We start from the raw sequence: 25,543 nt of genomic DNA, 5'->3' as shown, positions 1-25,543 counted from the left end.
TGTTGTAAGGATTATGGATGTCGTTTCGAGACAGGTTTTTGGCTCTGGCTATCGTATTGGTATGGGGCGTTAATTTCGTTGTTATAAAAGTCGGTTTGCAAGGCATGCCACCTATGCTTTTAGCTGGTTTACGCTTTGCTTTTGTGGTTTTCCCTGCCATTTTCTTTATTAAGCATCCACAAGTGCCTATCAAATGGTTGGCGGCTTACGGTTTAACCATCAACTTTTTACAGTTTTCGTTGCTCTTTTGGGCGTTGAAAGTGGGTATGGCCGCAGGCTTGGCTTCATTGCTATTACAAGCACAAGCATTTATTACTCTAGCTTTTGGTGTTTTGCTTCTAAAAGAGAAAATCCGAGTTCACAACGTGATTGCTGTTACTGTTGCTGGAGCGGGTATCTATCTGCTTGCTGCCGCGCAAGGACACGATTCAACGTCTCTCACTCTATTTACATTAGTATTGATTCTCGGTGCCGCTGCGTTTTGGGCGTTAGGTAACATCGTCAATAAAGTCATCATGCAAACGTACCCAGTACCTACGATGTCCCTTATCGTTTGGAGTGCATTAGTGCCGATGGTTTCGTTCTTCATCTCATCGTATGTGATTGAAGGACCAGCTCTTATTGCTGAATCATTGGTCAATATCAAATGGCATAACGTCTTTTCTATCGCTTATTTGTCACTGCTTGCCACCATTTTAGGATATGGCGGTTGGAGTTACTTACTCAGCCGTTATGAAACCTCGATGGTTGCACCACTTTCTCTGCTAGTACCTGTATTTGGTTTGCTAAGTGCTTGGATACTTCTCGGGGAAAGCCTAAGTCTGTATCAAATCATCGGTGTTGTAGTTATTGCTGTAGGTCTGGTCATCAATGTATTTGGTAAGAATTGGTTTGGTCATCGGCGTCAAATAGCGACGACCATTATCGATAAATAATCTGATGAACAAAAAACGCTCCATATTAGGAGCGTTTTTATAGGAAGATCTTTGGGAAACTACTTAGGTTCTTTCTGAACACTGTCTTCGATGGTTAAATCAAATCCAGAAAGTGCTCCGTACTTAACTTCCGTAGAAGTTAATAAACGCATCTTATGAATGCCCAAATGTTGCAGAATTTGCGAGCCGATACCGATTTCGCTGCTGGCATTGTGGGTTGGACATTTAGACAAATCGTTAGTCAAATGCGCAATGATCGAATCATTTGATAACGGCTTACCTATAACAACTAACACGCCGCCTGTAGGGCTAGATTGGATTTGTTCCATCGCATCTTGGATGTTCCACTTATTAGAATCAACATTAAATAGATCAAGCGGGTAATTCAATGCATGAACCCGCACAAGCGGAGAGCATTGTTCATCATTGATGTCTAAGTTTTTACTGGCTAGTGCGTAGTGTAGCTGATTATTAATGGTGTCTTTATAAGTTGTTAGAGTGAAAGCACCTTGTCTCGTTGTTAGTTCTTGCTCAAGCACACTCTCAATTACGCTCTCGGTTTGAAGGCGGTATTTAATTAAATCGGCAATAGTACCTAGTTTAATGTCGTGTTCTGCAGCGAATTCTTCAAGTTGTGGTCTGCGAGCCATTGTGCCATCGGGGTTTAGAATTTCGATAATTGCACATGAAGGTTCAAACCCCGCCAATTTTGCTAAATCACAGCCAGCTTCAGTATGACCTGCACGAATCAGTACGCCTCCTGGTTTAGCTATAATCGGGAAGACATGCCCCGGAGAAACAAGATCAGACGCTTTTGCATCTTCATTGGTTGCTAACTTGATAGTGTGTGCTCGGTCTTGGGCTGATATACCAGTCGTAATGCCAGTCGCTGCTTCTATTGATACAGTAAAGTTAGTACCAAACTGCTCAGTATTTTTCCGTACCATTACAGGCAAGTTCAATTGCTTTGCGCGCTCTTCTGTAATCGTTAGGCAAAGAAGTCCTCTTCCTTGGGTGACCATGAAGTTGATGATCTCAGGTGTGATTTTTTCTGCAGCAATTAAAATATCACCTTCATTTTCTCTGTCCTCATCATCCATTAGGATAACCATTTTACCCAGACGGATATCTTCAATGATGTCTTCTATTTTACTTAGAGCCATGGCGTTGTCCTGAATTTAAATTTAATTGCGCATATATATTCCAGCCAGCATTCTAGCACTTAATTACGGAAATATCATTTTGAATTTCTCTGCCATAGCGTACTTGATTATTTAATATAAACGTATATTTATCACGATGATATGTATTTATTTATTCTCCGTACAGCCTAGTCTTGAAGCAATTTTCAAGTTAGATGCTATCTGTGAACTTCTACTGGTCATCAAATAAAACGGATAAATATTGTTCGATGATTGTGACAATGCTCAGGTTTTGTACAACATAATCTAGACAGATTTTTGGGTAGTCACTAAGCTGATTATGAATAAATAACGTGAAGTGAATATATATTCATAAGGTGATTATAATGAAAAATAAAATACTAACTATCAGCGCATTAGCTATGGCGACAGCTTTCTCAGGCTTTGCTATGGCAAACAATGGATTAATAGCGATTATTACCCCTTCCCATGACAACCCTTTCTTTAAAGCGGAAGCAATGGGTGCGCAAGCGAAAGCAGAAGAGTTAGGTTATACAACATTGGTTGCGTCTCATGACGATGATGCAAACAAGCAGGATCAGCTAATTTCAACGGCAATTGCTCGTAAAGCAAAAGCTATTATTCTCGACAACGCAGGTTCTGACGTAACCATCGGTGCGTTAGAAAAAGCGAAGAAAGCAGGTGTTCCGGCTTTCCTAATTGATCGAGAAATCAATAAAACTGGCGTAGCCATTTCTCAGATCGTTTCCAACAACTATCAAGGCGCACAGCTTGGCGCTGAGAAATTTGTTGAATTGATGGGTGGTGAAGGTAAGTACGTTGAGCTACTCGGTCGTGAATCTGACACCAATGCTCATGTTCGTTCTCAAGGTTATCACGATGTCATTGATGACTATACAGACATGAAAATGGTGGCTCAGCAAACAGCGAACTGGAGTCAGCCAGAAGCGTTTACGCGTATGGAATCGATTCTTCAAGCCAATCCAGATATTAAAGGTGTTATTTCAGGTAATGACACTATGGCTCTAGGTGCGGAAGCTGCTCTTAAAGCCGCTGGCCGTACGGACGTTATTGTGGTTGGTTTTGATGGCAGTGACTATGTTCGTGACTCAATTATCGCCAACGCAAACATTAAAGCGACAGTGCTACAACCAGCTTGGGACCAAGCTCAAATGGCAATGGTTCAAGCTGATAAATACATCAAGACTGGTTCAACAGGTATGGATGAAAAGCAATTGATGGATTGTATTTTGATTGACGATTCTAACGCTAAGAAACTCGACACTTTTGCAATGAAATAAGCCTCTAAGGTGAGCTGAGATTCGCTCCGGCTCACCGTCATTCAGCTATATCCAATGGTGTTTAAAGGATAGAGAAACATGAGTGTAATGAATTATACAAAATGGTCGTTAATACCTTTGATCTGCTTTGCTCTTATTGGGTGTGACGTAGTGAAGCTCGATCAAAATGGTAAGCCAATCATCCCTATGACAGCAGAAGAGGCCGCGTCTCTTAAAAACCTAACCGCAGAAGCGCTTGCTGAAAAGTTCTGGGGTGACATTCTTCAAGAAGCCAATGCGCTTTCCAAGTCTATAGATCAGCGAAATGACAATGGACGTAACAGTGCCTTTGTTAGAATTAGTGGTGTTGTTGGTGCTGTTGACGACAGTAAAAAAGCGGCGACTATGACGGTAGATACGGGCAGTAAGGAACTTCTACTTCAAATTGGTCCAATTATTCGTGGTAATTCTATCCGTGATGCCGCGAGTTTCATTAACTTCGACGACTTCAAAAATCAGGTTCAGTTTGCACGGTTATCTAAAGAGCTAAATAAAAAAGCAATGGAAAACTTCACTCGTCCAGACAGTTCATGGAAGGGGAGCAAAGTCGATGTGTTGGCCGCAGTAACCTACAACGAAACAGATGTTACTGAAGTCATTCCTCTTGAAATCGTAAAGAGGTAACGGCTATGGAATCGAATACTAAAGACATCATCATGAGAGCGGAAAACATATCCATGGTTTTCCCGGGCACCAAAGCACTGGATAACGTGTCTTATAATGTTTATCGCGGCGCAGTAAACGTCATCATTGGTGAAAATGGTGCTGGTAAATCCACGTTGATGAAGATACTTGCAGGGGTTCAGCAACAGACCGAAGGGCAGATGTACATCGAAGGTAAACCTGTTTCTTTTGATAGTACTCGTGGTGCGGCTGAACATGGAATTGGTATGGTGCATCAGGAACTTAATCTCTCTGATAACCTAACGATTGCAGAAAATATCTTCCTAGGTAGAGAGAAACAGAAAGGCATTTCGCCTATCGACAACGCCACTCAGTGCAAAATTGCTACTGAATTAATGAAGAGGCTTAAACAGGATATAAATCCAAATGAATTAGTCTCTAACTTGAAAGTAGGTCAGAAACAACTGGTGGAGATAGCGAAAGCGTTATCAGGCAAAGTCGATATCTTAATTCTTGATGAGCCAACGTCAGCGCTGAGTAAGAAAGAGGTCGACATCTTGTTTGATGTGATTCGAGACTTAACTGCTCAGGGAGTTTCCATTATCTACATCTCTCATCGCTTAGAAGAGCTGATGGAAATTGGTACCTATATTACGATTTTGCGAGATGGAAAATTCCAATCTGAAGCAGCGGTAAAAGATATCAGTGTACCTTGGATAGTCCGTCAAATGTTGGGCAGTGACCCTGTTGCTGACTTCTTACCAGAAAGCCGCGAGTATGGTGTAAAAGTACTCGAAGCTGAAGGCATTACTTATGTTAATGAATCTGAAGCGAGCGTGGTGAACGATGTGTCTTTCTATGTGCGTGAAGGTGAAATCGTTGGCATTTACGGTTTGATGGGCGCAGGGCGTACAGAGTTGTTTGAGTGTTTGGTGGGCAAGGCGAGATATTCTGGTCGTTTTTCTTTGAATGGCAAAATCATTGGCCCTAAAACCACGACTCCTGATCGTGTCAAAATGGGTATTGGTCTTGTACCTGAAGATCGAAAACAGTCTGGCATTTTTCCAGTGAGCTCTGTTGCAAGCAATTTAACGATTTCTAGTCTTTGGAAACGTTTAAAAGGCATGGCGATTTCTGAGCAAGAAGAGGCAAAAGCAGTTGACGAAGCGATTGATAGCCTATCTATAAAAGTCTCCTCTCCAAAAGTGGAAATTCAGGCGTTGAGCGGCGGAAACCAGCAGAAAGTGGTTATTGGGCGTTCGTTACTTACTGAGCCTAAAGTTCTTTTACTTGATGAGCCAACTCGAGGCATTGATGTGGGTGCTAAGGCCGATGTATTCGAAATGATGGTGAAGTTATCTCAACAGGGGATTGGAGTGTTGTTTTCGACCTCTGACCTTAAAGAGATTATGGCCGTGTCTGACAGGATATTGGTGATGTCTAACGGCAAACTTACCGCGAACGTGCTTCGTAGAGAAACCACCGAAGAAGATTTAGTACTAGCGAGTGCGCAGGGATTTTAATTATGAAAGCCAAAGCTGTTGAGGGCATGACAATGCCACAAAATCAATTTAACTCCGCGAATATTGGTTTGATCTTGTTGAAGTTGAGAACTTTTATCGCGTTATTCATTATTTTAGGCTTCTTCTCATTCACTGTGGATGGGTTTTTGGCGCCAAGCAGTTTAATCATTATGGTTAAACATATATCTATCAACGCATTCCTCGCCTTAGGGATTACCTTTGTCATCATCACTGCAGGTATCGATTTGTCTATAGGTGCCACTTTGGGCTTCTGTGGCATGGTCGCTGGCTACATGATTGCAAAAGGTATTGTGTTACCTATGTTTGGTATCGCTATATTCCCAAGTGTCTGGGTAATAGTGCCTGTAGTTTTGGTGATCGGTGGTTTGATAGGTGCAATCAATGGTCTCATCATAACGCGTTACAATGTAGCTCCGTTTATCTGTACTTTGGGTACCATGTATGTGATTCGTGGTGCAGCGATGTTGTTATCAGGAGGAGAAACCTTTCCTGGCCTACAAGGCAATCCACAGCTGGGGAATACCGGATTTGACCACATTGGCGCAGGTTATTTATTTGGTATCCCTTATGCGATTTGGTTGATGTTTATAGTAGCAGCCATCATTGCTTACGTTGCCAAGAAGTTGCCGTTTGGTCGTCATGTCTATGCGATTGGTGATAATGAACGAGCAGCCGAGCTCTCGGGCGTAAAAGTAAACAACGTAAAAATTTGGGTATACACCATCTCTGGCTTGTGTGCGGCATTAGCGGGAATTGTTGTAACGTCTCAACTCGTTGCTAGTCATCCAGCAACAGGTACTGCATTTGAAATGAATGCGATTGCTGCTGTTGTTCTTGGTGGTACATCCCTCGCCGGTGGTCGTGGTACGGTGACTGGTACAATTATCGGTGCATTCGTAATCGGTATTTTGGCTGATGGCTTGGTTATGATGGGGGTTAGTGAGTTCTGGCAAATGGTGATTAAAGGCATCGTGATCATTATTGCTGTCATTATCGATCAGATGCAAAGCAAGATGCAGTACAAGGCTGCAATTACGTCTCAAAAGTCTGTTGACTAGGTTTAGTGTAGAAGGAGCAAATATTAGCCATCTTCACACTTTGATGTACTGACGCTATTTTTTTGCCCCTTATGAATATATATTCAATATTGAATATATTGGAGGTTGTTATGAATCCTTATCGTTTATCAACTGATGAACTTGCTAAGAAAGCCACCGATATTCGCAAACGAATTGTGGTGTTGAACTCTGAAAGCCCAGCTGGTGGTCATACTGGCGCGGACTTATCGCAAGTTGAAATCGTCACATCGTTATATTTTAGAATCTTAAATTGTTCACCAGATCGTTTAGATGACCCAGAGCGAGATGTTTACATTCAGTCAAAAGGTCACGCAGCCGGTGGTTACTACTGCTGTCTTGCTGAAGCGGGATATTTTCCAACGGACTGGTTATCGAGTTACCAACATGCTGATTCCAAGCTACCAGGCCACCCTGTGAAACATAAAACCCCTGGGGTTGAACTGAATACCGGTGCGTTAGGGCATGGCTTACCTGTTGCTGTTGGTTTAGCACTAGCGGCCAAGAAATCCGGCAGCAAACGCAAAATATACGTCCTTACCGGTGATGGCGAACTTGCTGAAGGCAGTAACTGGGAGGCTGCGTTAGTAGCAGCACACTATGGCTTAGACAACTTGATCATCATTAATGATAAGAACAAGTTGCAGCTTGCTGGCTTTACTAAAGACATTATGAAAACGGATCCTCTAGATGAAAAATGGCGCGCATTTGGAATGCAAGTGACTGAGTGTGAAGGTAACAATGTTGAATCAGTTGTTTCGACTCTAGAAAGTTTGCACGCAGAGGGCAAACCTCACGTTGTGATCGCAAATACCATTAAAGGAGCGGGCATTTCGTTCATAGAAGGACGTCCAGAGTGGCATCACCGAGTTCCTAAAGGTGATGAAGTGACATTGGCATTGGAGGAGTTGAATCATGGGTAATGCAGAGCATTTTGCAAATATTATGGTCGAGCGTTTCATCTCTGCGGTAGAAAGAGGAGTAGACCTTGTCCCTGTCGTCGCTGACTCAACTTCTACCGCGAAAATCGCGCCGTTTATAAAGGCATTTCCTGATCGTTTAGTGAACGTAGGTATTGCTGAGCAAGCCTTGGTTGGAACCGCCGCTGGTTTGGCTTTAGGTGGCAAAGTAGCCGTTACCTGTAACGCTGCGCCATTTCTAATTTCTCGTGCAAATGAGCAAGTGAAAGTGGATGTATGCTACAACAACACAAATGTTAAGTTGTTCGGCCTAAATTCCGGTGCTAGTTATGGTCCTTTAGCGAGTACGCATCATAGTATTGATGATATCTCTGTTATGCGCGGTTTTGGCAATATTGAAATTTACGCTCCGGCTTCCCCAACGCAGTGTCGTCAAATTATCGATTACGCCATTGAAAAGGAGGGGCCAGTATACATTCGTATGGATGGTAAAGAACTGCCAGAGCTATTTAGTGACGACTACAGTTTCGAGCCAGGCAAAGTCGATGTCTTGTCTGAAGGCAAAGATATTCTGCTTATTGGTATGGGGTCAGCAATGCATGAAGTCGTGGATGCGGCAGCCATGCTTAGAGACCAAGGCATTTCATCGCAAGTGGTGTGCATTGCCTCAATCCGGCCTTGTGACGTGAATCAGATTGCGGCAAACCTTGCCGGATTTAAATCGGTGATCACTGTTGAAGAACATAATGTTAATGGTGGTGTGGGTGCTCTAGTTTCTGAAGTTATTGCAGAGTTTGGCATAGGTAACCGCTTAAAACGTTTGGGCATTGCTGATGGTGCTTATGCACTTGCTGCTGACCGCAAATCATTAAGAGCACACCACGGTTTTGATGCGAAGGGAATTTGTAAAACTGCACTTGAGATGGTAAAGGAGAACTAGCATGTCTCAGCCATTCATTCTCTCTATTGACGAGGGGACAACCAACGCAAAGGCTATTGCTGTCAGTAGATCAGGTGACGTTCTGAGTAAAGGTAGTGTTCCTGTAGAGTTGTTTCATCCATACCCTGGTTGGGCTGAACAGGATCCTGAAGCGATTTGGAATGCGACCCTATCTGCGATTGAAGCTTGTTTGAAACAACTCGATTCAGAGTTGTTGGCAGGCATAGCAATCAGCAATCAGCGTGAGTCAGTGTTAGTTTGGGATAAAAAAACAGGTCAGGCATTAACGCCACTTGTGAGCTGGCAGTGTCGTCGCTCGGAAGATATTTGTGCTGATATCGCTAAAAAGCCGGAAGCAGACATAGTCAAGAAGTTAACAGGCTCTGTTATCGACCCTCTGTTTCCTGCCTCTAAAATTCGCTGGCTATTGGATTATTTGGAAAATGGTACACAAAGAGCAATAAATGGCGAGCTGTGTGTCGGTACTGTGGATAGCTGGCTGGTTTGGAAGCTTACTGATGGCAAGCAATTTGTTACCGATGCATCAAATGCTTCACGCTACCAGTTGTTTAACATTAGCACGTTTAGTTGGGATCCCTTGCTGCTTGATCTCTATCAGATACCTGAGCAATGTTTACCCCAAGTCATAGCTTCTACAGGTGAAAGAGGTGTGACAGCTGGTCTGTCAATTATCAAGGATGGTGTTCCCGTCTTGGCGCAAGTTGGCGATTCTCACGCGGCGCTTTATGGGCAAGGCGGCTTCAATCCTGGAGTTGTAAAGGCAACGTACGGTACGGGAAGCTCGCTGATGGTCAGAATCAATGAACTTCCAAAGTATGATTTTGGTGTTTCCACTACGGTAGCTTGGGATGACGGTAAGCCGAGCCTAGCTATGGAAGGTAACATCACTCATACGGGTTCTGCGATTAAGTTTATTTCTAAGATTTTGGGAATATCAGATATCAATAAACTCAGCCAACTGGCTTGGTCAGTAGAAGATAGCGGTGGCGTGTTTTTTGTGCCTGCGTTAGCTGGGCTTGGTGCTCCTTATTGGGATGCTAAGGCAAGAGGCTTAATTACTGGTTTAACTGACGCAGCAACGCCTGCGCATATCGCTCGCGCTGCCTTTGAATCGGTAGCGTACCAAGTTGCAGACTTGCTTTTTTCTATGGAAGCCTCTGCGCAAATCTCACTCAACGAATTATCAGTTGATGGTGGCCCTACAAACAATCGTCAGCTGATGCAGTTTCAAGCAGATCTTTTACAAAAAACAATAGTGAAACGTGATGTGGTTGAAGTCTCTGCTTTGGGCGCAGCGTTTTTAGCTGGTAAAGCTCTTGGCTGGTGGCCGAATGAACAAACGTTATCTCAGTTGCTTCCTGAAAGTGAAGTAATCGAACCTAATATAAATGCGAACGTGATTCTTGATAATTATAAATTATGGAAACAGGCGGTAAACCGTGCTCGTTTTCAATCCAATGACGAAGAGGTCATATAATGAAAAATACACTGGAACAAACTACCCTGGCTGTTTTATTTGGTAACCGTAACTTCTTTCCTAGTTACTTACTGGATGATGCTCGTAAAGATATTCAAGCGGTTTGTGAAGAGATGGGGATCAAAGCGATCATGCTCTCGGATACACAAACACCATATGGCGGTGTTGAAACCTATCAACATGCTAAAATAGCCGCAGAACTTCTTAAAGCACACAAAGAAGAAATTCAAGGCGTATTGGTTTGTTTACCTAACTTTGGTGATGAAAAAGCCATTGCAGATTCTATCCGATTATCGGGTGTGAATGTCCCTGTCCTCATTCAGGCAGAATCTGACGCATTGGATAAAATGGGGTTAGCAACACGTCGTGACAGCTTCTGCGGAAAAATTTCATTGTGTAATAACTTGCGTCAATATGGCATTCCTTATTCTCTTACTACGCAGCATGTCTGCGAGTTAAAGAGCGAAGTGTTTAAGCAAGATTTAGCCAATTTTGAAAACGTATGTCGTGTTGTCGGAAGGATGAAAGGCTGTCGTGTTGGTGCGATTGGCGCTCGTCCAGCTAGCTTCAATACTGTGCGCTATAGCGAAAAGATGCTTGAGCGTCTAGGTATTACTGTTGAAACCATCGACTTATCGGAGATTTTTGCTAGCGTCGAAAGCATTACTGATGGTGATCTGCGTATTGAAGAAAAATTGTCATTGTTGAAAGCGAATGCGGATACTCAAGGCATTGCAGAAGACAAACTGATCACCATGGCAAAACTGTTTGTGGTTATTAGTCAGTGGATTGCTGATAACGATATTCATACCACCGCCATTCAATGTTGGACATCACTACAAAAAACATTGGGTGTAAACGTATGTTCAATCATGAGTGTGATGTCTGGTCAGCTTATCCCAAGTGCTTGTGAAGTGGATGTTATGGGGGCACTGTCTATGTATGCATTGACTATTGCCTCACAGAAACCAGCGTCTATTGCGGATTGGAATAACAACTTTGGTGATGATCGAGACAAATGTGTTCTATTCCATTGTGGTAACTTTGCAACGTCAGAACTGGACAATCCATTTATGAGTACTGCAGATATCATAGGTACTACTGTTGGATGTGGTAACACATGTGGTGCGATCAATGGTCGAATGAAACCAGGACCTCTTACATATTTCCGTTTATCAACGGATGACTTTACTGGACAAGTGAAGTCGTATGTTGGTGAAGGTAAGTTTGTCGATGACGAGCTTGACACGGTTGGTTGTAGAGCTGTTGTTCAAGTTAAAGAGCTTGAAGGATTACTTGCATACATCTGTAACAACGGATTTGAGCACCATGTTGCAATGAACCATTCATCAACTAGCAATGTTCTTTATGAAGCGTTTACTAAATATCTTGGTGTGGAATGTTACAAGCATAGCTAAATTGCGTTTGTTGAGAGCAAATTGACCCGCTGGGGGTTAGTGAAACTTGGCCAACTTGTATCGCAAGTTGGTCTTTTTTCTTGTATAAACAAAGCGTAGTATGAATTTTTATTCGAAAATGAATATAATGTCAGATCTAGCCACGTAAGTACTTTATTGCAGAGGATATAGGATGTTAAAGAGAGATGAACAGCGCTTGTTGGTGAAAATTGCGACTCTTTATTACAACGAAAGTAAAAAGCAGTCTGATATCGCTAAAGAGCTTGATCTTTCACAGTCATTTGTTTCAAGGGCGCTATCCCGTTGTACTAAAGAAGGTATCGTTAAGATCACTGTAGTGCAACCATCCAATGTGTACTTAAATGTGGAATCTGAACTTCAGAAAAAATATTCACTAGTGCAAGCCATCATTGTTGATGTCACTGAGGATGCAAGTGACGATGACATTAAACGAGCTATTGGATCTGCCGCTGCGCACTATATGCAAACATCTTTACCTGCCAATTCATTGGTTGGCGTATCAGCTTGGAGCGGTACGATCAGAGAGATGGTTGAGCAGTCACATCCGCTCAGCATCAAAGCGAAAGGTGTTGTACAACTCTTAGGTGGTGTGGGCGTAAACGGCAATGCTCAAGCGTCGATGTTGACACACTCACTTGCAGAAATGTTGAACTGTAAGGCTTATCTTTTACCTTCTCAAAGCATTGAACGGACCGTTGATTATAAGCAAATGTTGTTAAAAACAGACGAAGTAAGCTCTGTTGTGAATATGTTTGATGAAGTGGATTTTGCTCTTGTGGGCATTGGTATGCTAGAGCCATCTCACCTGCTGAAATCGTCGGGTAACTACTACAAAGACGATATGGTGGAAGATCTTGCTGCACGTGGTGCAGTAGGGGATATCTGTCTTCACTATTTCGATGAAAATGGCAAGCCTGTACTTGGGCCAGATGAAGACCCTGTGATTGGTATGGATCTCAATTCTGTTAAACGTTGTCCGAGAGTGGTGGCTCTTGCTGGTGGTATGGACAAACTAGCTGCAATCAAAGGGGCACTTACTGGTGGTTACATTGATATTCTTATTATCGATGTTCATACGGCGAAAAAACTACTTTAGCTTTTAAACGCAGAGCGTCGTTAAAACGACTCTCTGCGTTTAAAAGTAAATTCCAAATTCACAATTGGGTTTTCAGGGTATTTACCTTCAATTCTGTCGGCAAGCATGTTAGCTGCTTGCTGCCCCATGCCAATGCGGTCAATATTTACTGTAGTGATAGATGGGACGTTGTATTCAGCAACATCTAAGTCACCAAACCCAATTACAGAAAAATCGTCTGGCACCTTCATGTTCTGCTTGTGAGCTTCAGCGATACATCCTTGTGCAAGGGTGTCTGAAGAACAGGCGATAACATCGAACGGTTGCTCTGTTGCTAACAATGCCTGCATTCCTGTACGTCCAGATTGCATTTTGGCAGGACTAGGAACTTGAGTGACCGTATGGTTAATCTCGTTTTGCTTAAAAACTTTGATTATTTCCTGCAGGCGTTTCTGAGCACGTGAATCTTCTGCCCAAATAAGACCAACATGCTTGGGCTTTTTCTTTACGATCTCGTGGCCAATTGCTTCACCAATCTTGTCATGTGATAAACCAACCAGCATGTCGATAGGTGTTGGTGTTGAATCCCAAATCTCTACTACTGGAACTGAGGAATTAAGTATGATCTTCTTCAACCGATTATCGTGGTGAACACCTGTCAAAACAATGCCGTCAGGGCGATGAGACATCAGTGACGAAACTATGTCGACTTCGCTTGCAGCGCTGTAATCTGAAACACTAAGCAAAACGTGATAGCCACGCTGTGCTAAACATCCCCGAAGTGCCTCTACGGTTTCCACGAACATGCTGTTGTTAATTTGCGGTACGACGACGCCGATTAAACCACTTTTACTAGAAGCCAAAGCTCCTGCTGCTTTGTTTGGAATATAGCCAGTACTTTCGACTGCAGATTTCACCTTGTTAAGTGTTGCTTCTTTAACAACCGATGGATTGTTTAAGGCTCGACTAACTGTCATCGCAGATAGACCTGCAACGCGAGCTACATCTTCTAATGTGGGTGATTTGCTTTTGTTCGTTTTCAAAAATTATTTCCTGTTAGCCAGTAGTGATAGAAGAAACTAGTTTTTATCTATCTTTCTCAGCAAGTTGGCGGAGATTCTAACACAGTTACATGAATAGCAACCTTAATATCCTATAATTACCATTAAAAATGTTAGCGATATATAAAATGTATGAGATTGAAGCTGCAAATTTAGATGTCAGAGATGTTTGCCCAAATTTAAAAGACATTAATTGTGATCATTAAAGCAAATTTTAGTCGTTGTCATAGTGTTGTATTCGATAAAAAGTTATAAATGTTTGCGCTAACATTTTAATGTGATAACCAATAGGTGAGTTTTTACTCAATCACTTTTTAAACAAGAAGTGCTAAACCTAAACAAGAAGAGCGAAACAAGATGAAAGACATTCACTTGTAAGCTAAGAATTCATGGTAGGTTGCTACGGCGACCTGAGTCATTGCTCATTCATGAGCCCTAACCATAAAGGTATAAGACATGACATCTCCAAAAGTTACCGAAGTTAAAGTTATTCCTGTTGCTGGTCGCGACAGTATGTTGCTAAACCTAAGCGGTGCGCACGCACCTTTCTTCACTCGTAACATCATTATTATTACTGATGAGTCGGGCAACCAAGGTGTGGGTGAAGTACCGGGAGGCGAGAAAATTCGTCAAACTTTGGAAGATGCAATTCCACTGATTGTTGGCAAAGGTATCGCTGAATACAAAAACATTAAGACTGCAGTTTCAAAAGCGTTTAATGACCGTGACTCTGGTGGCCGTGGTAAACAAACGTTCGACCTACGTACCACGATTCACGTGGTTACGGCTATCGAAGCTGCACTACTAGATCTTCTTGGTAAACACCTTGGTGTTAACGTGGCGTCTCTATTGGGTGATGGTCAGCAACGTGATTTCGTTGAAATGCTAGGTTACCTATTCTTTATCGGCGATAAAGACGTAACAGATCTGCCATACCAAAACCAAGATGAAGACGAGTGTGAGTGGTATCGTGTTCGTCATCAAAAAGCGATGACGCCTGAAACGGTTGCTAATCTAGCAAAAGCTTCTCATGCGAAATACGGTTTCCACGATTTCAAACTGAAAGGCGGCGTTCTTTCTGCGGATGAAGAAGCATTGGCTGTAAAAGCAATCAAAGCAGCATTCCCTGAAGCTCGCGTAACTCTTGATCCGAACGGTGCATGGTCTCTAGATGAAGCGATTCGCATTGGTCTAGAGCTTAAAGACACGTTAGCCTACGCTGAAGACCCATGTGGCGAAGAAAATGGTATGTCTGGTCGCGAAGTGTTAGCGGAATTCAAACGTCGCACTGGTCTACCAACAGCAACGAACATGGTTGCGACAGATTGGCGCCAAATGGGCCACTCTCTGAGCCTGCAATCAGTCGATATCCCGCTGGCTGACCCTCATTTCTGGACAATGGAAGGTTCAGTGCGCGTTGCTCAAATGTGTCATGAGTTTGGTTACACTTGGGGTTCGCACTCTAACAACCACTTTGATATCTCGCTTGCGATGTTTACTCACGTAGCGGCAGCGGCTCCTGGCAATATTACAGCAATTGATACTCACTGGATTTGGCAAGAAGGCAATCAACGTCTAACCAAAGAGCCTTTCCAAATCGTTGACGGTAAAGTGCAAGTTCCAAATAAACCAGGTCTAGGTGTTGAACTGGATATGGAAAAAGTGGAAGAAGCACACAAGCTTTACATGGACAACTGCCTAGGTGCTCGTGATGACTCTATCGGCATGCAATATCTGATTAAAGGTTGGAAATTCGACCCTAAACGTCCTTGTTTAGTGCGTGACTAAGCTCTAATTCCAAATCGGAAAAAGAACAGTTATATACACGAGACTAACACTTGAAGTGATGTTCTAACGTTAATTTCTGTATAGCTCTGTAACGACTCTAAAGACCTATGAAAATAGTCTCTAGGGTCGTTTTTTTTGCTTGCAAATAAAACTATAAATACTAGCAATTATCATTTGCATAATGTTAACATCTGACCCTAAAAATTTAACCGAACCTTTTGGTGTATCTAAGGCTGGAAGCTATAGAAAACAAGGTTTGGAGAATAAGCAATATCTATAAATTTGGTGAGTTAAGATGCTATCGGATGTATTACAGCAGGCCGTTGAGGCGCAGCGAAAAAGCGAAAAGCGTCGAGGAATGATATTAACCAGTTTTGGCGTATTACTCGCCGCTTCTTTTGTTCTCGATATTATGACTGGCCCTTCAATGATTGATGCGAGCTCAGTGATTTACGCTTTGCTTCAGTGGGCAGGTTTACCTTTCCAAGTGGATGATTCAACGCAAGTCATCGTCAGTAACTTACGTTTGCCGATTGCTCTGATGGCGATTTTTGTTGGTGGCTCGTTGGGAATGGGCGGGGCAGAAATGCAGACCTTGCTGAATAATTCCATGGCAAGCCCTTATACATTAGGTATGGCTGCAGCAGCGGGTTTTGGTGCGGCATTAATGCTTTACACTGGTTCTCTGGGTATCGATAGCAACATAGCCGTACCTATTGGCGCGTTTGTCTTTTGTATGCTGTCGGCGTGTTTTCTTTTTGCGCTGGCATCAGTTCGTCATATCGGTTCAGGGCAATTGATCCTAGCTGGTATCGCGCTGCTGTTCCTATTCCAATCTTTGTTATCTCTTGTGCAGTTCATTTCGTCACCTGAATTGAGCCAACAGATTCTGTTCTGGCTATTCGGTAGTCTTTCAAAAGCGACGTGGACAAACTTAGCGATTACCGCAGCAGTAGTGATGGCGAGCTTGTTCTTGTTACTGCAAGATTCATGGAAACTGACCGCTTTAAAACTTGGTGAAGAGCGAGCAAAAAGCCTTGGCGTAAACATCGTGAAGCTGCGTCTAAAAACCTTGTTGATTGTTGCTGTGATGACTGCAACGGTCACCAGTTTTGTTGGCATCATCGGTTTTATCGGTATTGTTTCACCTAATATCGCCAAGATCTTGGTGGGTGAAGATCAGCGTTTCTTCCTTCCGCTTTCTTTCCTTATCGGTGCATTTTTGCTTTCTACTGCATCCGTGTTATCAAAAGTGATTGTGCCGGGCGCTCTGTTCCCAATTGGTATTGTGACAGCCATTATCGGTGTGCCTTTCTTCTTCTGGCTCATCATCGCAAGGAGAAGATAAGGTGCGCGAAGTAATCCCTATGTTGGAAGTAAAGAAGCTTAACGTACGGTTAGGTGAGATAGTTTTAGCAAAAGATATCAGTTTTAAGCTTAAACAAGGGCAGGTTAACGTTATTCTTGGCCCGAACGGAACTGGTAAAAGTACACTACTGAAAACCTTATTTGGTGATATCAAAACCGAAAGTGGCGAGATTCAGTACGGCAAAGACGTTCTTTCTAAAAAGTCTCTTGGTGCTTGGCGTACAAAGTTTGGCTATATGCCGCAAGATATTCACCTTGATGTGAACATGACGGTTATCGAAGTCGTTCTGCTGGGCAGACTTGATGCTCTTAGCATGCGCATTGAAACCAAAATGTTGGAAGAGGCGTTAGGCATTTTGCAGAGCATTGGTTTAGAACACCTTGCTAATAGAGATGTGAGAACATTGAGTGGTGGTCAGTGTCAAATGATACTTTTTGCACAAGCGCTGATGAGACAGCCTGAAATACTCATGCTTGATGAACCAGTAAGTGCACTGGATTTACATTACCAACATGTATTGTTAAATCATCTGGTCAAACAAACTAAACAGCAAAACTACACCACATTAATGGTGCTGCATGACCTAAACTTGGCAGCGCAATACGCCGATAACCTTCTGATATTAAAGCAAGGAGAGCTAATAGCTTTTGGTAGCCCACAAGAGCTGTTAACTAGCGAACTGATCCATGAGCTTTATCATGTGGAAGCTGACGTTCTTACAGATGAAAACGGTACTCCATTTGTTCGTACTCGTCGTCCGAGTGCGGCGGAAATAATGGTATAAACTTGTTGGGCTAATGGTCGGCAGAAAAGGGTAAAGATATGGTCTTTACCCTTTTTGTTAAAGCAGTCATGACTGCTTAATCGTATAGGTCGTATGAACCTTCGATGGCATGAATCAAATCCACAATCAGCGTGTTGTATGGTGTTGGAACCCCATAGCGTTTTGCCTGTTCGACTATTGCACCATTGATTGCATCAATTTCCATTTTTACGTGGTTTTTTCTGTCTTGATACATTGAAGAGTAACCATCCCCTGCAACTTCGCAGACACTCTTCACCATATTCAGCGCTTCGCGGCGGTCGAAATATGTACCATCAGCTTCTGCTACTTCAATCGCTTCGTAGATCAGGCGTTTTGCAAAGTCCCATGCGTGTTGGTTTTTCACCATGTAGCCAATAGGCGTTTGTGTAATCGCAGTGAAGGTATTCACAGACAGATTCACCAATAATTTGCTCCAGATGATTCTTTGAATGTCGTCTGTCACTACGGTTTCAAAACCTGCTTCTTCAAGCAGTGATGCTGCAAGAGTTATCTGCTGCTTTGCTTCGTGGTTACTACCAATGGTTGTTGCACCTGATGCGGGGTGTTTGATGTTACCCTTACCAAGATTAACCGCATTATGTTTACTGTTACCAATGATGACGTTTTCTTTCTTGGCGTATTTTTCAATGATACGGTCATTTCCAGCGCCGTTTTGCAACGTCATCACTAAGGTGTTTTCGTTAAAAAGGCTTTGGTTTTGTTCAAGAGCTTGCTCTGTGTATGTCGATTTCACAAACACAATGACGATATCCATTTTCTCGTGGCACTGACCTGAAAGTGAAGCTTGAACATTAGGATAAGAGACCACAGTTCCGTTGGCTTCGTGAACGGTAATACCTTCCGCGTTTATTGCGTCAACTTGAGATTGGAGCGTATCAATCATGCGTACTTGATGTTGCTTACTTAGGTATGCGCCATATAGACAACCCATTGCTCCGGCACCGACAACCGCAATTTTCATATTTTGTACCCTTGTCCTTATAAGATGTGACTGCCAGCATGGATGCGGGAGAGTCCTTTCTCTTACGCGCTAGCATTTGCAGTATACAAAGCAGTTGTGAAATGCCGAAATTGATGAAGTTTCGTTAAATGAAACTTATTTTCTGATTATTCTCTTATTAATAGAATAAATGGGGTGTATTTGATAAATTCGCTGAACTAGATGACGTTTATCGTAGAAAATCACGAAAACGCACCGTAATACGAGCATTGGACACATTTGTCTCAGGAAGAGGCTACAAACATCATGATTCGAGAACCCTCAGATAGCCAAGCGATCAACCGACATATCGGTACTCGTATCAGGACTCATCGTAAAAATATGGGTATGACAATTCAGACCCTAGCTGACAAGATCTTTAAAAGTAGAGCAACCGTCTCAAAATATGAAACTGGTGAAATTTCACTGGATATGGTGACTCTGTTTAACGTTGCCTCTGCTCTTCAAGTAACGCCAAACCAGCTAATTGATTATCGTGTGAATACTCAATCGGAGACAGGTTTGAGAGCCTCCGCGATGAAGACCTTTCATAACGCTTCGCAGCTCTATTTCTACTTTTACGACGGACGATACAACCGCCTTAAAGACGGCGTGATTAATATTCTTCCTGAGAAAGAGGGCAATCAACATACGGCGACATTGACAATAAGTGTAGTAACACGAGATGGTAAGAGTAGTGAGATCTATTACTTAGGTTCAGTGACATACAGCGACCGTTTAATCCGCTTTTCGTTTATCAACCAATACAACACCTTAGAAGAGTGTCTGTTGTATATTTTTAACCCTCTTGAGCTTAGAGACAGTACGTATGGGATGTTGTGTGGCATATCTTCTGCAGACATGCGACCATGTGCTTTTAAATGCTTAGTGACGTTAACTAGTCAGCAATATTCTGATGGGTTGAAAGAGCAACTTCGCTTGACTAGAGATGAGCTTAAAGAGTCGAAAAAGCTCAATATGCTGGTGATAGACAACGTTCTTTAGGTTGCGATAACTGCATGTGGAAACAACTGAAGATTTGAAAGAAAAATGGCTGCGTAATTGCAGCCTTTCCGAATGTTTATGGCCAAGCGCGCTTTTTACCACCTGCGTTTGCTTTGATCAGCTCAATTGCTTTCTTTGACTTGTCTTCAATCGAATCCAAGCTTTTTGATACGTTAGCCTGAAACTGTTTGGTCAATGCGGCTTGTTCCGCATCTGCTTTTGGCGCTTCTGGTACTTGGAGTTTATGAATCATCTGTGCCAATTGCTTGTTTTGGCTTTCCAGCGTTTTCACTTTTAGATTGAGCTCTCTTAACGCACTGTTTTGCTCTTCAATTTTGGCTTCAATACTGTTGAAGGCTTTGAGAATTTGCCCAACACTCTGCTCAATCATCAAGTTCTCCGCAATTGGCTATTGTTGATTTTCAACCACCAAGCACGTTTTCAAACGATACTGCGCCAGTGATAAATTTGCGCCAAGTATACAGATAAACCCTGCCGTTATTGCGTAGGAATACGCCGATATTTGGCCTTTCTATTGCTGAATAAACGTTTGAACGAACGTCCTTTTTGTTCCGAATTTGCGTTGCTTGGATAAAGAACAGCAACGATTCCAGCGAGGAAAAGAGAGCAGGATATCCATTGTACTGTTGAAAGTGTCTCGCCAAAAAACAGATATCCGCTTAACAAAGCAAACACACTGGTTAATAGCGTCAGAGGTGCGAGTTTAGACATCGGATAGTTTAGGATCATCTTATTCCAGATCCAGTAGCCGAACAGAGTTGTTGGGTAGGCTTGAAACAGTACCGAGAACCAAGCACTTCCGTTCCACTGCTCATAGGTTGCGACTAAGCCGTCAACCCCGTTTACTGCAAGGCTTAGCAGTATCAGTGGCACGGGAGCAAACAACATCCCCCAAATGTTAAAGGCAAACGGTGATTTGGTCCCTGAATGACGAATAATTACCCCCATTAATGGCCAGCAGATAGCGGAAATCAGAATGAACACGAAGCCAAGCAGAGTGATATTACCGTTGGTATAAACGATAGAAAGAATTAAGCCAACCAGTGCAACCGCAATTCCAAGCCACATCTGCTTGCTTATGACCTCTTTATAAAGCAAAGCTCCCACTGCGATAGTGGTTAACACATCTAGCTGTAGTAAAACCGACGCCATACCGGAGGAAAGACCAAATGCAATCGAGCAATACGCCATCCCCCATATCCCAGTACCAAATACTAAACCGTAGGCAATGAAGTATTTAACGTGGACGTTTGGTTTCTTCACAAAAAAGATAATAGGAAAAGTCGCTAACAAGAAGCGAGCTGCGGCAATTAAAAAGGGATCGAGTTGGCTGACAACAAGTTTGATAGCGGAAAAATTCACGCCCCAAATGACCATGACTCCAATAACGAGTAATAAATGTTTTCCCTGCACAATAATCTCCTCATGTTCGAATTATGGACAGAGTATTGCTTGAGCTATAAAACCAGTACAGATACAATTCGTGAAAATTTAACCAGTACAATTTATCGCTATGCAGAAATATAAACAGTTAGCAGAGAAGATCATTGAAGATATTCATTCCACCAAATTGAAGCATGGTGATCGTATGCTTTCATTGCGTCTGTTTGCGAAGCAACATGATGTGAGTGTTTCTACAGCCGTAAGTTGTTATCAAGAGTTAGAACAAAGGGGATGGTTAGACGCTCGTCCCCAATCAGGATTCTTTATCTGTTCAAAAACGCCGGCTGTCTCAACGCCGTCATGGAAGCGATTCACGCCACAACTGGCGACGGATGTTCGCCCCCGTGTCAAACCTCAAGTGAAATCAGGGCCACTGGGTATCGCGTGTATCGAGCCTGATGTGATTGCACTGCGTGCAATGGAAAAAAGCTTTCGTCGTGTAATGACACAATCTGCTTCGAAACTGACTCAATATCCGGATAAGAAGGGTGAACCTGTACTGAGAGAAGCGCTGAGCACTCACTTCAGCCAGCTGGGGTTTTCGCTGCACAAGGATGAATTGGTGGTAACTCATGGCTGTATGGATGCAGTGAAAACTGCATTGCAAATCAGTGTGAATGCAGGTGACACAGTGGCAGTGAGTTCACCATGTTTTAACGGATTACTAGAGCTGCTTGCCAATCTGGGCTTAAAAGTTATCGAGATTCCGTCACTAGCAGAAGGGATTGATCTTGATGCGCTAGAGAAATTGTTTCAAAACCAGCAGGTACAGGCCGGATTGTTTTGCACCACACACATGAATCCGCAGGGCATTACTATGTCGGCAAAACAGAAGCAACGATTGAGTGCGTTGGCGGGGAAATACCGGATACCTGTGATTGAAGATGATGTGTATTTCGAACTCAATCATTCAGACCAGTTGCATTTACCTACTGCTTACTACGACGACAGTGGTTATGTGATTTGGTGTGGTTCTTTCTCCAAAACTTTATCGCCAAGCTACCGTCTGGGTTGGTGCCGTCCGGGGAGGTTTATTGAAAAATACACCCAGCAATACGAAGGTGTGCCGACGCTGATTCAAATGGCGATTGCGGATTTCATTCAAACCGGTGCCTATAGCAGACACCTCAAACGTGTGAGGCATCAACTGGCAGTAAATAAACAAGATTACACCCGTTTTCTGGCGCAACATTTGCCCCAAAATAGTCGAATTACTCAGCCTGACGGTGGTCTGGTTCTGTGGATGCAAGTGACGGGTTTAAATGCACAAGCACTTAGCGATAAAGCCATCGAGCTAAATTTAGATATTCGAATTGGTAGCGTTTTTACTGAGTCTCAACGCTATGATGACTGCGTTCGAATTAACATCGGTTTTGCACTAAACCACGACATCGAAACCTTGTTAAACACCTTGATTGGACTTATCAATAGCTGTCTGCCGCTTGAGACTTGCGAAAGCGAAACGTCTGAACAGGAAGCACTTGTAGTACTAAGCAGACAAGAATAAATGCAAACCCATACCAGCCTATAACGGTGAATCGCTCTCCAACCAAAGCGACAGCAAACAGTGTGGCAATGGCAGGTTCAAGCAGAGTGATCAGCGTAGCCGTGCTTGCTTCCAAATGCTTTAACGCATAGCCAAACAGCAGGTAGCCCAAGAACATAGGTATGGTTGCCATATAGATGACCACAGCTGTGTGTTTGGTATCTGCAAACAGGTTATCTCCGGTAATGAACAGTGAGGGTAATAACAAGGTCGCTGCCAAACCAAACATACTCGCCATTGCTGACTGAGAACTCACTCCGCGTTCAATCATACCGCGTGCTGCCCATGAGTAGGAGGCATAAGTAAGTGCAGCGATAAGTCCCAGTGCAATTCCTAAAAGTTGAAGCATCGAACTTGCGTCTGAGTGAACACTTTGTTCTTTTCCAAGCGTGAGTAACACGATACCAACAGTGCCTACGATGAACGAGACTACCCATTGTAAAGAAATCTGCTTTTTGCTAATGAGACGCTCAAGCAAAACGGTGAAAAACGGTGCGCTGGCGATGGAAATCAAAGTGCCTATCGCGACGCCTGAAAGTCGCATAGAGGTGTAAAAAGCGAGCGGATAGATGGCGACCGCTGCGCCACCACAAAGCAAAAGTTTGTATTGCTGAAGTAGTGTAGCCATATCGCCAATGAGCTTTCTTCGTGCATTGATCATGAGTAATAATCCACCGCCACCCATAGCAGATGCACCTATGGCTAGAGGGCTAATATCTGGTGCGAAACTGGCTGCGGTTCCTGTTGTTCCCCAGAACACACTAGCGAGAACAACGGCAAAGACTCCGCTGATATTCGCATTTCCTCTAAACATAACCACTCCATCTATCCATTTGATTTAGGCAGTATTGTATGCGTCAACTGCTATACATTTTGTGCAGATTGGACGTTTGTGTGGGCTATGAAGACGGAGTTAACGAGTTATCTTTGAGGGGGATAGACCAAAATGCTGAGAAAATCGGCGGCTAAAAGCACTGTGGTCAACATAACCGACAGACTCAGCGACAATTTGAATTGGGTAGTCAGTATGGATAAGTAACGCCTGCGCTTTCTCCATCCGTTTCTGAGTGATGTACTGAGTCACGGTTAAGGATGTTTGTTGTTTGAAAAGCTTTTTGAACTGGGTTGGACTCAAAAAAGCAACAGACGACAGCTGCGTGATAGACAGTGAATCTGCAAGATGAGCTTCGATATATTCTTGAACTTTTCTGATGCGATTATCGAACTGCTTTAAGATTTGTTGTTCTGCGAGTAAAAGCGAGAAAGTTTGTAGCATCATCTTCTCGATTTCTGGGTTCACTTTGTATTTAAGTTGCTCTTCAATGAAACTCAAATAGTGCATTAAGGGGGGGCTGATAGAAAATACGATGGTGTTAGATTCCGCAATATGTGACGGCAGAGTATCGAGATCGGCTACCACAAACCTAGCTTCTGATTCTGCCGCGAAATAGTGCATTTCATTTGCACGTACCACCACGCATTCACCGGGTCTCACCGCACCTTTAAATGCTTCAACTTCAATGTTGATTACACCGCGAAGAGGCAAAACCAACTGATAGAAATCATGGCTGTGCCCGTTCTTTTGACGGCTATAGGAGCGGATTGAAAGTGAGTTGGAATTAAGCATTCATCAATTATTCGTATTTTAAGACTAGAAAACCTAAGCGAAGCGTTAAGACACTATATCCCTAAAGCGGCTCCCGCAGCAATGAAGAATGCTACGCATGCAACTATCGGCAGCTTGAGTTGCTTGAGCAGATAAAATCCAACCAATACCAAAGCGATGTCTGATGCGGCAAAGACGGCACTGGAAAATACCGGTTGGTACAAAGCAGCAGCAAGCAAACCAACGACAGATGCGTTTACGCCATTCAGTGCGCCAGCAATAGATGAGTTGTCTGCTAATGAATGCCAGTTTTTCAGCACAGCTAACAACAGCAGAAAGCCCGGAAGAAATACTGCAATAGTCGCCAGAAGTGCGCCTGCAATAGGTGCTTGCGGCATTAGCGTGTAACCAAGATATGTGGCGAAGGTAAACATAGGCCCAGGAACAGCCTGAGCCGCAGCGTATCCGGTCAAAAAGGTATCTTGGCTTAGCTGGTCACCAACAAGATTTTGCAATAGCGGCAGAACCACATGCCCACCACCGAAAACTAAGCTTCCTGCTTTGAAGAAATCACCAAACAGTTGAATGCTTGAGTGGCTTGATAACATGGATGTGCCGACAAGTATCAAGACAAATAGCAGTAAAGGGGTATAACTTGGTTTAAACGTGCTGTGTGTTTTCGCTGTATTTCCTTTGAGGTATCGGGTACCAATGATAGCTGCCAAAATTAGCACTAATAATTGGGTAGTAATGCTTGGTATAACGAGCAGTGCGCATGCCGTTAATAGAGCTAAACCTGCCGATAGTTTGCTTGAGCAGAAGTTCTTGTACATTCCCCAAGTTGCGTCCGCCACTACCACCACGGCAAGAAGTTTAAGTCCGTGTACGACGTTGTGAAACAAAGTGGTATCCGTTATCTGGCTGCTCAAGAGAGCAAGCAGGATCATGAGTATGATAGACGGTGCGGTAAAACCCATGAAAGCGGCGATCGCCCCAGATAAACCACCACGTTTGTAACCGATAGAAAAACCCACTTGGCTTGAACCTGGACCAGGCAAAAATTGGCTGAGTGCTACTATCTGAGCGTATTCGCTGTCGTCCAACCATTTCAGTTTTTCAACGAAGGTTTGACGAAAATAGCCAATGTGAGCGGCCGGGCCACCGAAGCTAATCCAACCTAGCCAGAAAAAGGTTTTGAAGATAGTGAGCATGCAATAAAGTTTCCTTTATCTCTAATTTGCGCCATGAATACCTAATGCAGCTCCTATTTTCAACCTATCTTGTTCATTGTTCACAATTATTTAATGTAAAAAGCCATTACCGAATGTGTCAGAAACGGGTGTTC

At 43.2% G+C, this 25,543-nt stretch carries 23 protein-coding genes; 15 read left to right on the top strand and 8 right to left on the bottom strand.

All coding sequences use genetic code 11. The annotated features are described in order from the left end of the window. The first annotated feature begins 17 nt into the window (after positions 1-17). On the top strand, positions 18-935 hold the full coding sequence (locus G5S32_RS21155) for an EamA family transporter (RefSeq protein ID WP_165314102.1): 918 nt from the start codon (positions 18-20) through the stop codon (positions 933-935). 59 nt (positions 936-994) lie between these two features. Here the strand turns inward: G5S32_RS21155 and ribB are convergent, their stop codons facing one another. Then, on the bottom strand, positions 995-2,098 hold the full coding sequence (ribB, locus tag G5S32_RS21150; protein ID WP_165314101.1) for a 3,4-dihydroxy-2-butanone-4-phosphate synthase: 1,104 nt from the start codon (positions 2,096-2,098) through the stop codon (positions 995-997). A gap of 365 nt (positions 2,099-2,463) precedes the next feature. Between ribB and G5S32_RS21145 the strand changes: the two genes are divergently transcribed. The 9 genes from G5S32_RS21145 to G5S32_RS21105 all read left to right on the top strand — a co-directional run bounded on the left by G5S32_RS21145 (position 2,464) and on the right by G5S32_RS21105 (position 12,575). Next, a complete protein-coding gene (locus G5S32_RS21145) occupies positions 2,464-3,399 on the top strand; it encodes a D-ribose ABC transporter substrate-binding protein (protein ID WP_165314100.1) in 936 nt (311 codons plus the stop codon). 78 nt (positions 3,400-3,477) lie between these two features. Then, positions 3,478-4,062 carry a DUF2291 family protein gene (locus G5S32_RS21140; protein WP_165314099.1) on the top strand — a complete coding sequence of 195 codons (585 nt, stop codon included), beginning with the start codon at positions 3,478-3,480 and terminating at the stop codon, positions 4,060-4,062. A 5-nt stretch (positions 4,063-4,067) separates the two neighbouring features. Continuing rightward, on the top strand, positions 4,068-5,585 hold the full coding sequence (locus G5S32_RS21135) for a sugar ABC transporter ATP-binding protein (RefSeq protein ID WP_165314098.1): 1,518 nt from the start codon (positions 4,068-4,070) through the stop codon (positions 5,583-5,585). A gap of 2 nt (positions 5,586-5,587) precedes the next feature. Then, positions 5,588-6,664 carry an ABC transporter permease gene (locus tag G5S32_RS21130; protein ID WP_165314097.1) on the top strand — a complete coding sequence of 359 codons (1,077 nt, stop codon included), beginning with the start codon at positions 5,588-5,590 and terminating at the stop codon, positions 6,662-6,664. 110 nt (positions 6,665-6,774) lie between these two features. Continuing rightward, the gene (locus G5S32_RS21125; protein ID WP_165314096.1) at positions 6,775-7,605 is read left to right on the top strand and encodes a transketolase; all 831 of its coding nucleotides are present in this window, start codon (positions 6,775-6,777) and stop codon (positions 7,603-7,605) included. After that, entirely contained in the window at positions 7,598-8,542 is a 945-nt protein-coding gene (locus G5S32_RS21120) for a transketolase family protein (RefSeq protein WP_165314095.1), read from the top strand. Before G5S32_RS21125 ends, G5S32_RS21120 begins: the two co-directional genes overlap by 8 nt. Before the next feature lies 1 nt (position 8,543). Further along, the gene (locus tag G5S32_RS21115) at positions 8,544-10,040 is read left to right on the top strand and encodes an FGGY family carbohydrate kinase (RefSeq protein ID WP_165314094.1); all 1,497 of its coding nucleotides are present in this window, start codon (positions 8,544-8,546) and stop codon (positions 10,038-10,040) included. Beyond that, positions 10,040-11,458 (top strand): L-fucose/L-arabinose isomerase family protein, encoded by a 1,419-nt coding sequence (locus G5S32_RS21110; protein ID WP_165314093.1) that lies wholly within the window; start codon positions 10,040-10,042, stop codon positions 11,456-11,458. Before G5S32_RS21115 ends, G5S32_RS21110 begins: the two co-directional genes overlap by 1 nt. A 172-nt stretch (positions 11,459-11,630) precedes the next feature. Next, positions 11,631-12,575: a sugar-binding transcriptional regulator gene (locus G5S32_RS21105; protein WP_165314092.1), complete on the top strand. Its 945-nt coding sequence runs from the start codon at positions 11,631-11,633 to the stop codon at positions 12,573-12,575. A 20-nt stretch (positions 12,576-12,595) separates the two neighbouring features. On the opposite strand, the gene G5S32_RS21100 is transcribed toward G5S32_RS21105, so the two are convergent. After that, a complete protein-coding gene (locus G5S32_RS21100; RefSeq protein ID WP_207621645.1) occupies positions 12,596-13,597 on the bottom strand; it encodes a LacI family DNA-binding transcriptional regulator in 1,002 nt (333 codons plus the stop codon). Between the two features lie 474 nt (positions 13,598-14,071). On the opposite strand from G5S32_RS21100, the gene G5S32_RS21095 reads away from it, so the two are divergent. The 3 genes from G5S32_RS21095 (at position 14,072) to G5S32_RS21085 (ending at position 17,556) form a co-directional block, all read left to right on the top strand. After that, positions 14,072-15,403, top strand: coding sequence for an enolase C-terminal domain-like protein (locus G5S32_RS21095; protein ID WP_165314091.1), 1,332 nt, complete (start codon positions 14,072-14,074; stop codon positions 15,401-15,403). A 295-nt stretch (positions 15,404-15,698) separates the two neighbouring features. Further along, a complete protein-coding gene (locus tag G5S32_RS21090; RefSeq protein ID WP_165314090.1) occupies positions 15,699-16,751 on the top strand; it encodes a FecCD family ABC transporter permease in 1,053 nt (350 codons plus the stop codon). Between the two features lies 1 nt (position 16,752). Next, positions 16,753-17,556: an ABC transporter ATP-binding protein gene (locus G5S32_RS21085; RefSeq protein WP_246201146.1), complete on the top strand. Its 804-nt coding sequence runs from the start codon at positions 16,753-16,755 to the stop codon at positions 17,554-17,556. 76 nt (positions 17,557-17,632) lie between these two features. Here the strand turns inward: G5S32_RS21085 and G5S32_RS21080 are convergent, their stop codons facing one another. Next, entirely contained in the window at positions 17,633-18,559 is a 927-nt protein-coding gene (locus G5S32_RS21080) for a ketopantoate reductase family protein (protein WP_165314089.1), read from the bottom strand. A 285-nt stretch (positions 18,560-18,844) separates the two neighbouring features. Here G5S32_RS21080 and G5S32_RS21075 point away from each other — a divergent pair, with 285 nt between their 5' ends. Further along, complete coding sequence (locus tag G5S32_RS21075) at positions 18,845-19,582, top strand: helix-turn-helix domain-containing protein (RefSeq protein WP_165314088.1); 738 nt, start codon at positions 18,845-18,847, stop codon at positions 19,580-19,582. Positions 19,583-19,658: 76 nt separating this feature from the next. Here the strand turns inward: G5S32_RS21075 and G5S32_RS21070 are convergent, their stop codons facing one another. Together G5S32_RS21070 and G5S32_RS21065 are read right to left on the bottom strand one after the other, a co-directional pair. Then, positions 19,659-19,973, bottom strand: coding sequence for a hypothetical protein (locus G5S32_RS21070; protein ID WP_165314087.1), 315 nt, complete (start codon positions 19,971-19,973; stop codon positions 19,659-19,661). Between the two features lie 107 nt (positions 19,974-20,080). Next, complete coding sequence (locus tag G5S32_RS21065; RefSeq protein WP_165314086.1) at positions 20,081-21,016, bottom strand: EamA family transporter; 936 nt, start codon at positions 21,014-21,016, stop codon at positions 20,081-20,083. Positions 21,017-21,116: 100 nt separating this feature from the next. On the opposite strand from G5S32_RS21065, the gene G5S32_RS21060 reads away from it, so the two are divergent. Beyond that, the gene (locus G5S32_RS21060) at positions 21,117-22,553 is read left to right on the top strand and encodes an aminotransferase-like domain-containing protein (protein WP_165314085.1); all 1,437 of its coding nucleotides are present in this window, start codon (positions 21,117-21,119) and stop codon (positions 22,551-22,553) included. On the opposite strand, the gene G5S32_RS21055 is transcribed toward G5S32_RS21060, so the two are convergent. The 3 genes from G5S32_RS21055 to chrA all read right to left on the bottom strand — a co-directional run bounded on the left by G5S32_RS21055 (position 22,471) and on the right by chrA (position 25,409). Beyond that, positions 22,471-23,406 carry a DMT family transporter gene (locus G5S32_RS21055; protein WP_165314084.1) on the bottom strand — a complete coding sequence of 312 codons (936 nt, stop codon included), beginning with the start codon at positions 23,404-23,406 and terminating at the stop codon, positions 22,471-22,473. The two genes, G5S32_RS21060 and G5S32_RS21055, sit on opposite strands and share 83 nt — an antisense overlap. 99 nt (positions 23,407-23,505) lie before the next feature. After that, positions 23,506-24,219 (bottom strand): helix-turn-helix domain-containing protein, encoded by a 714-nt coding sequence (locus G5S32_RS21050; protein ID WP_165314083.1) that lies wholly within the window; start codon positions 24,217-24,219, stop codon positions 23,506-23,508. 53 nt (positions 24,220-24,272) lie between these two features. Then, positions 24,273-25,409 (bottom strand): chromate efflux transporter, encoded by a 1,137-nt coding sequence (chrA, locus tag G5S32_RS21045; protein WP_165314082.1) that lies wholly within the window; start codon positions 25,407-25,409, stop codon positions 24,273-24,275. Positions 25,410-25,543 lie beyond the last annotated feature (134 nt).

Origin of the sequence: Vibrio ziniensis (genome assembly GCF_011064285.1) — a bacterium.
Lineage (GTDB): Bacteria > Pseudomonadota > Gammaproteobacteria > Enterobacterales > Vibrionaceae > Vibrio > Vibrio ziniensis.
The sequence above is the reverse complement of the archived record's forward strand: the minus strand, read 5'-3'. Positions and strand labels throughout refer to the sequence as shown.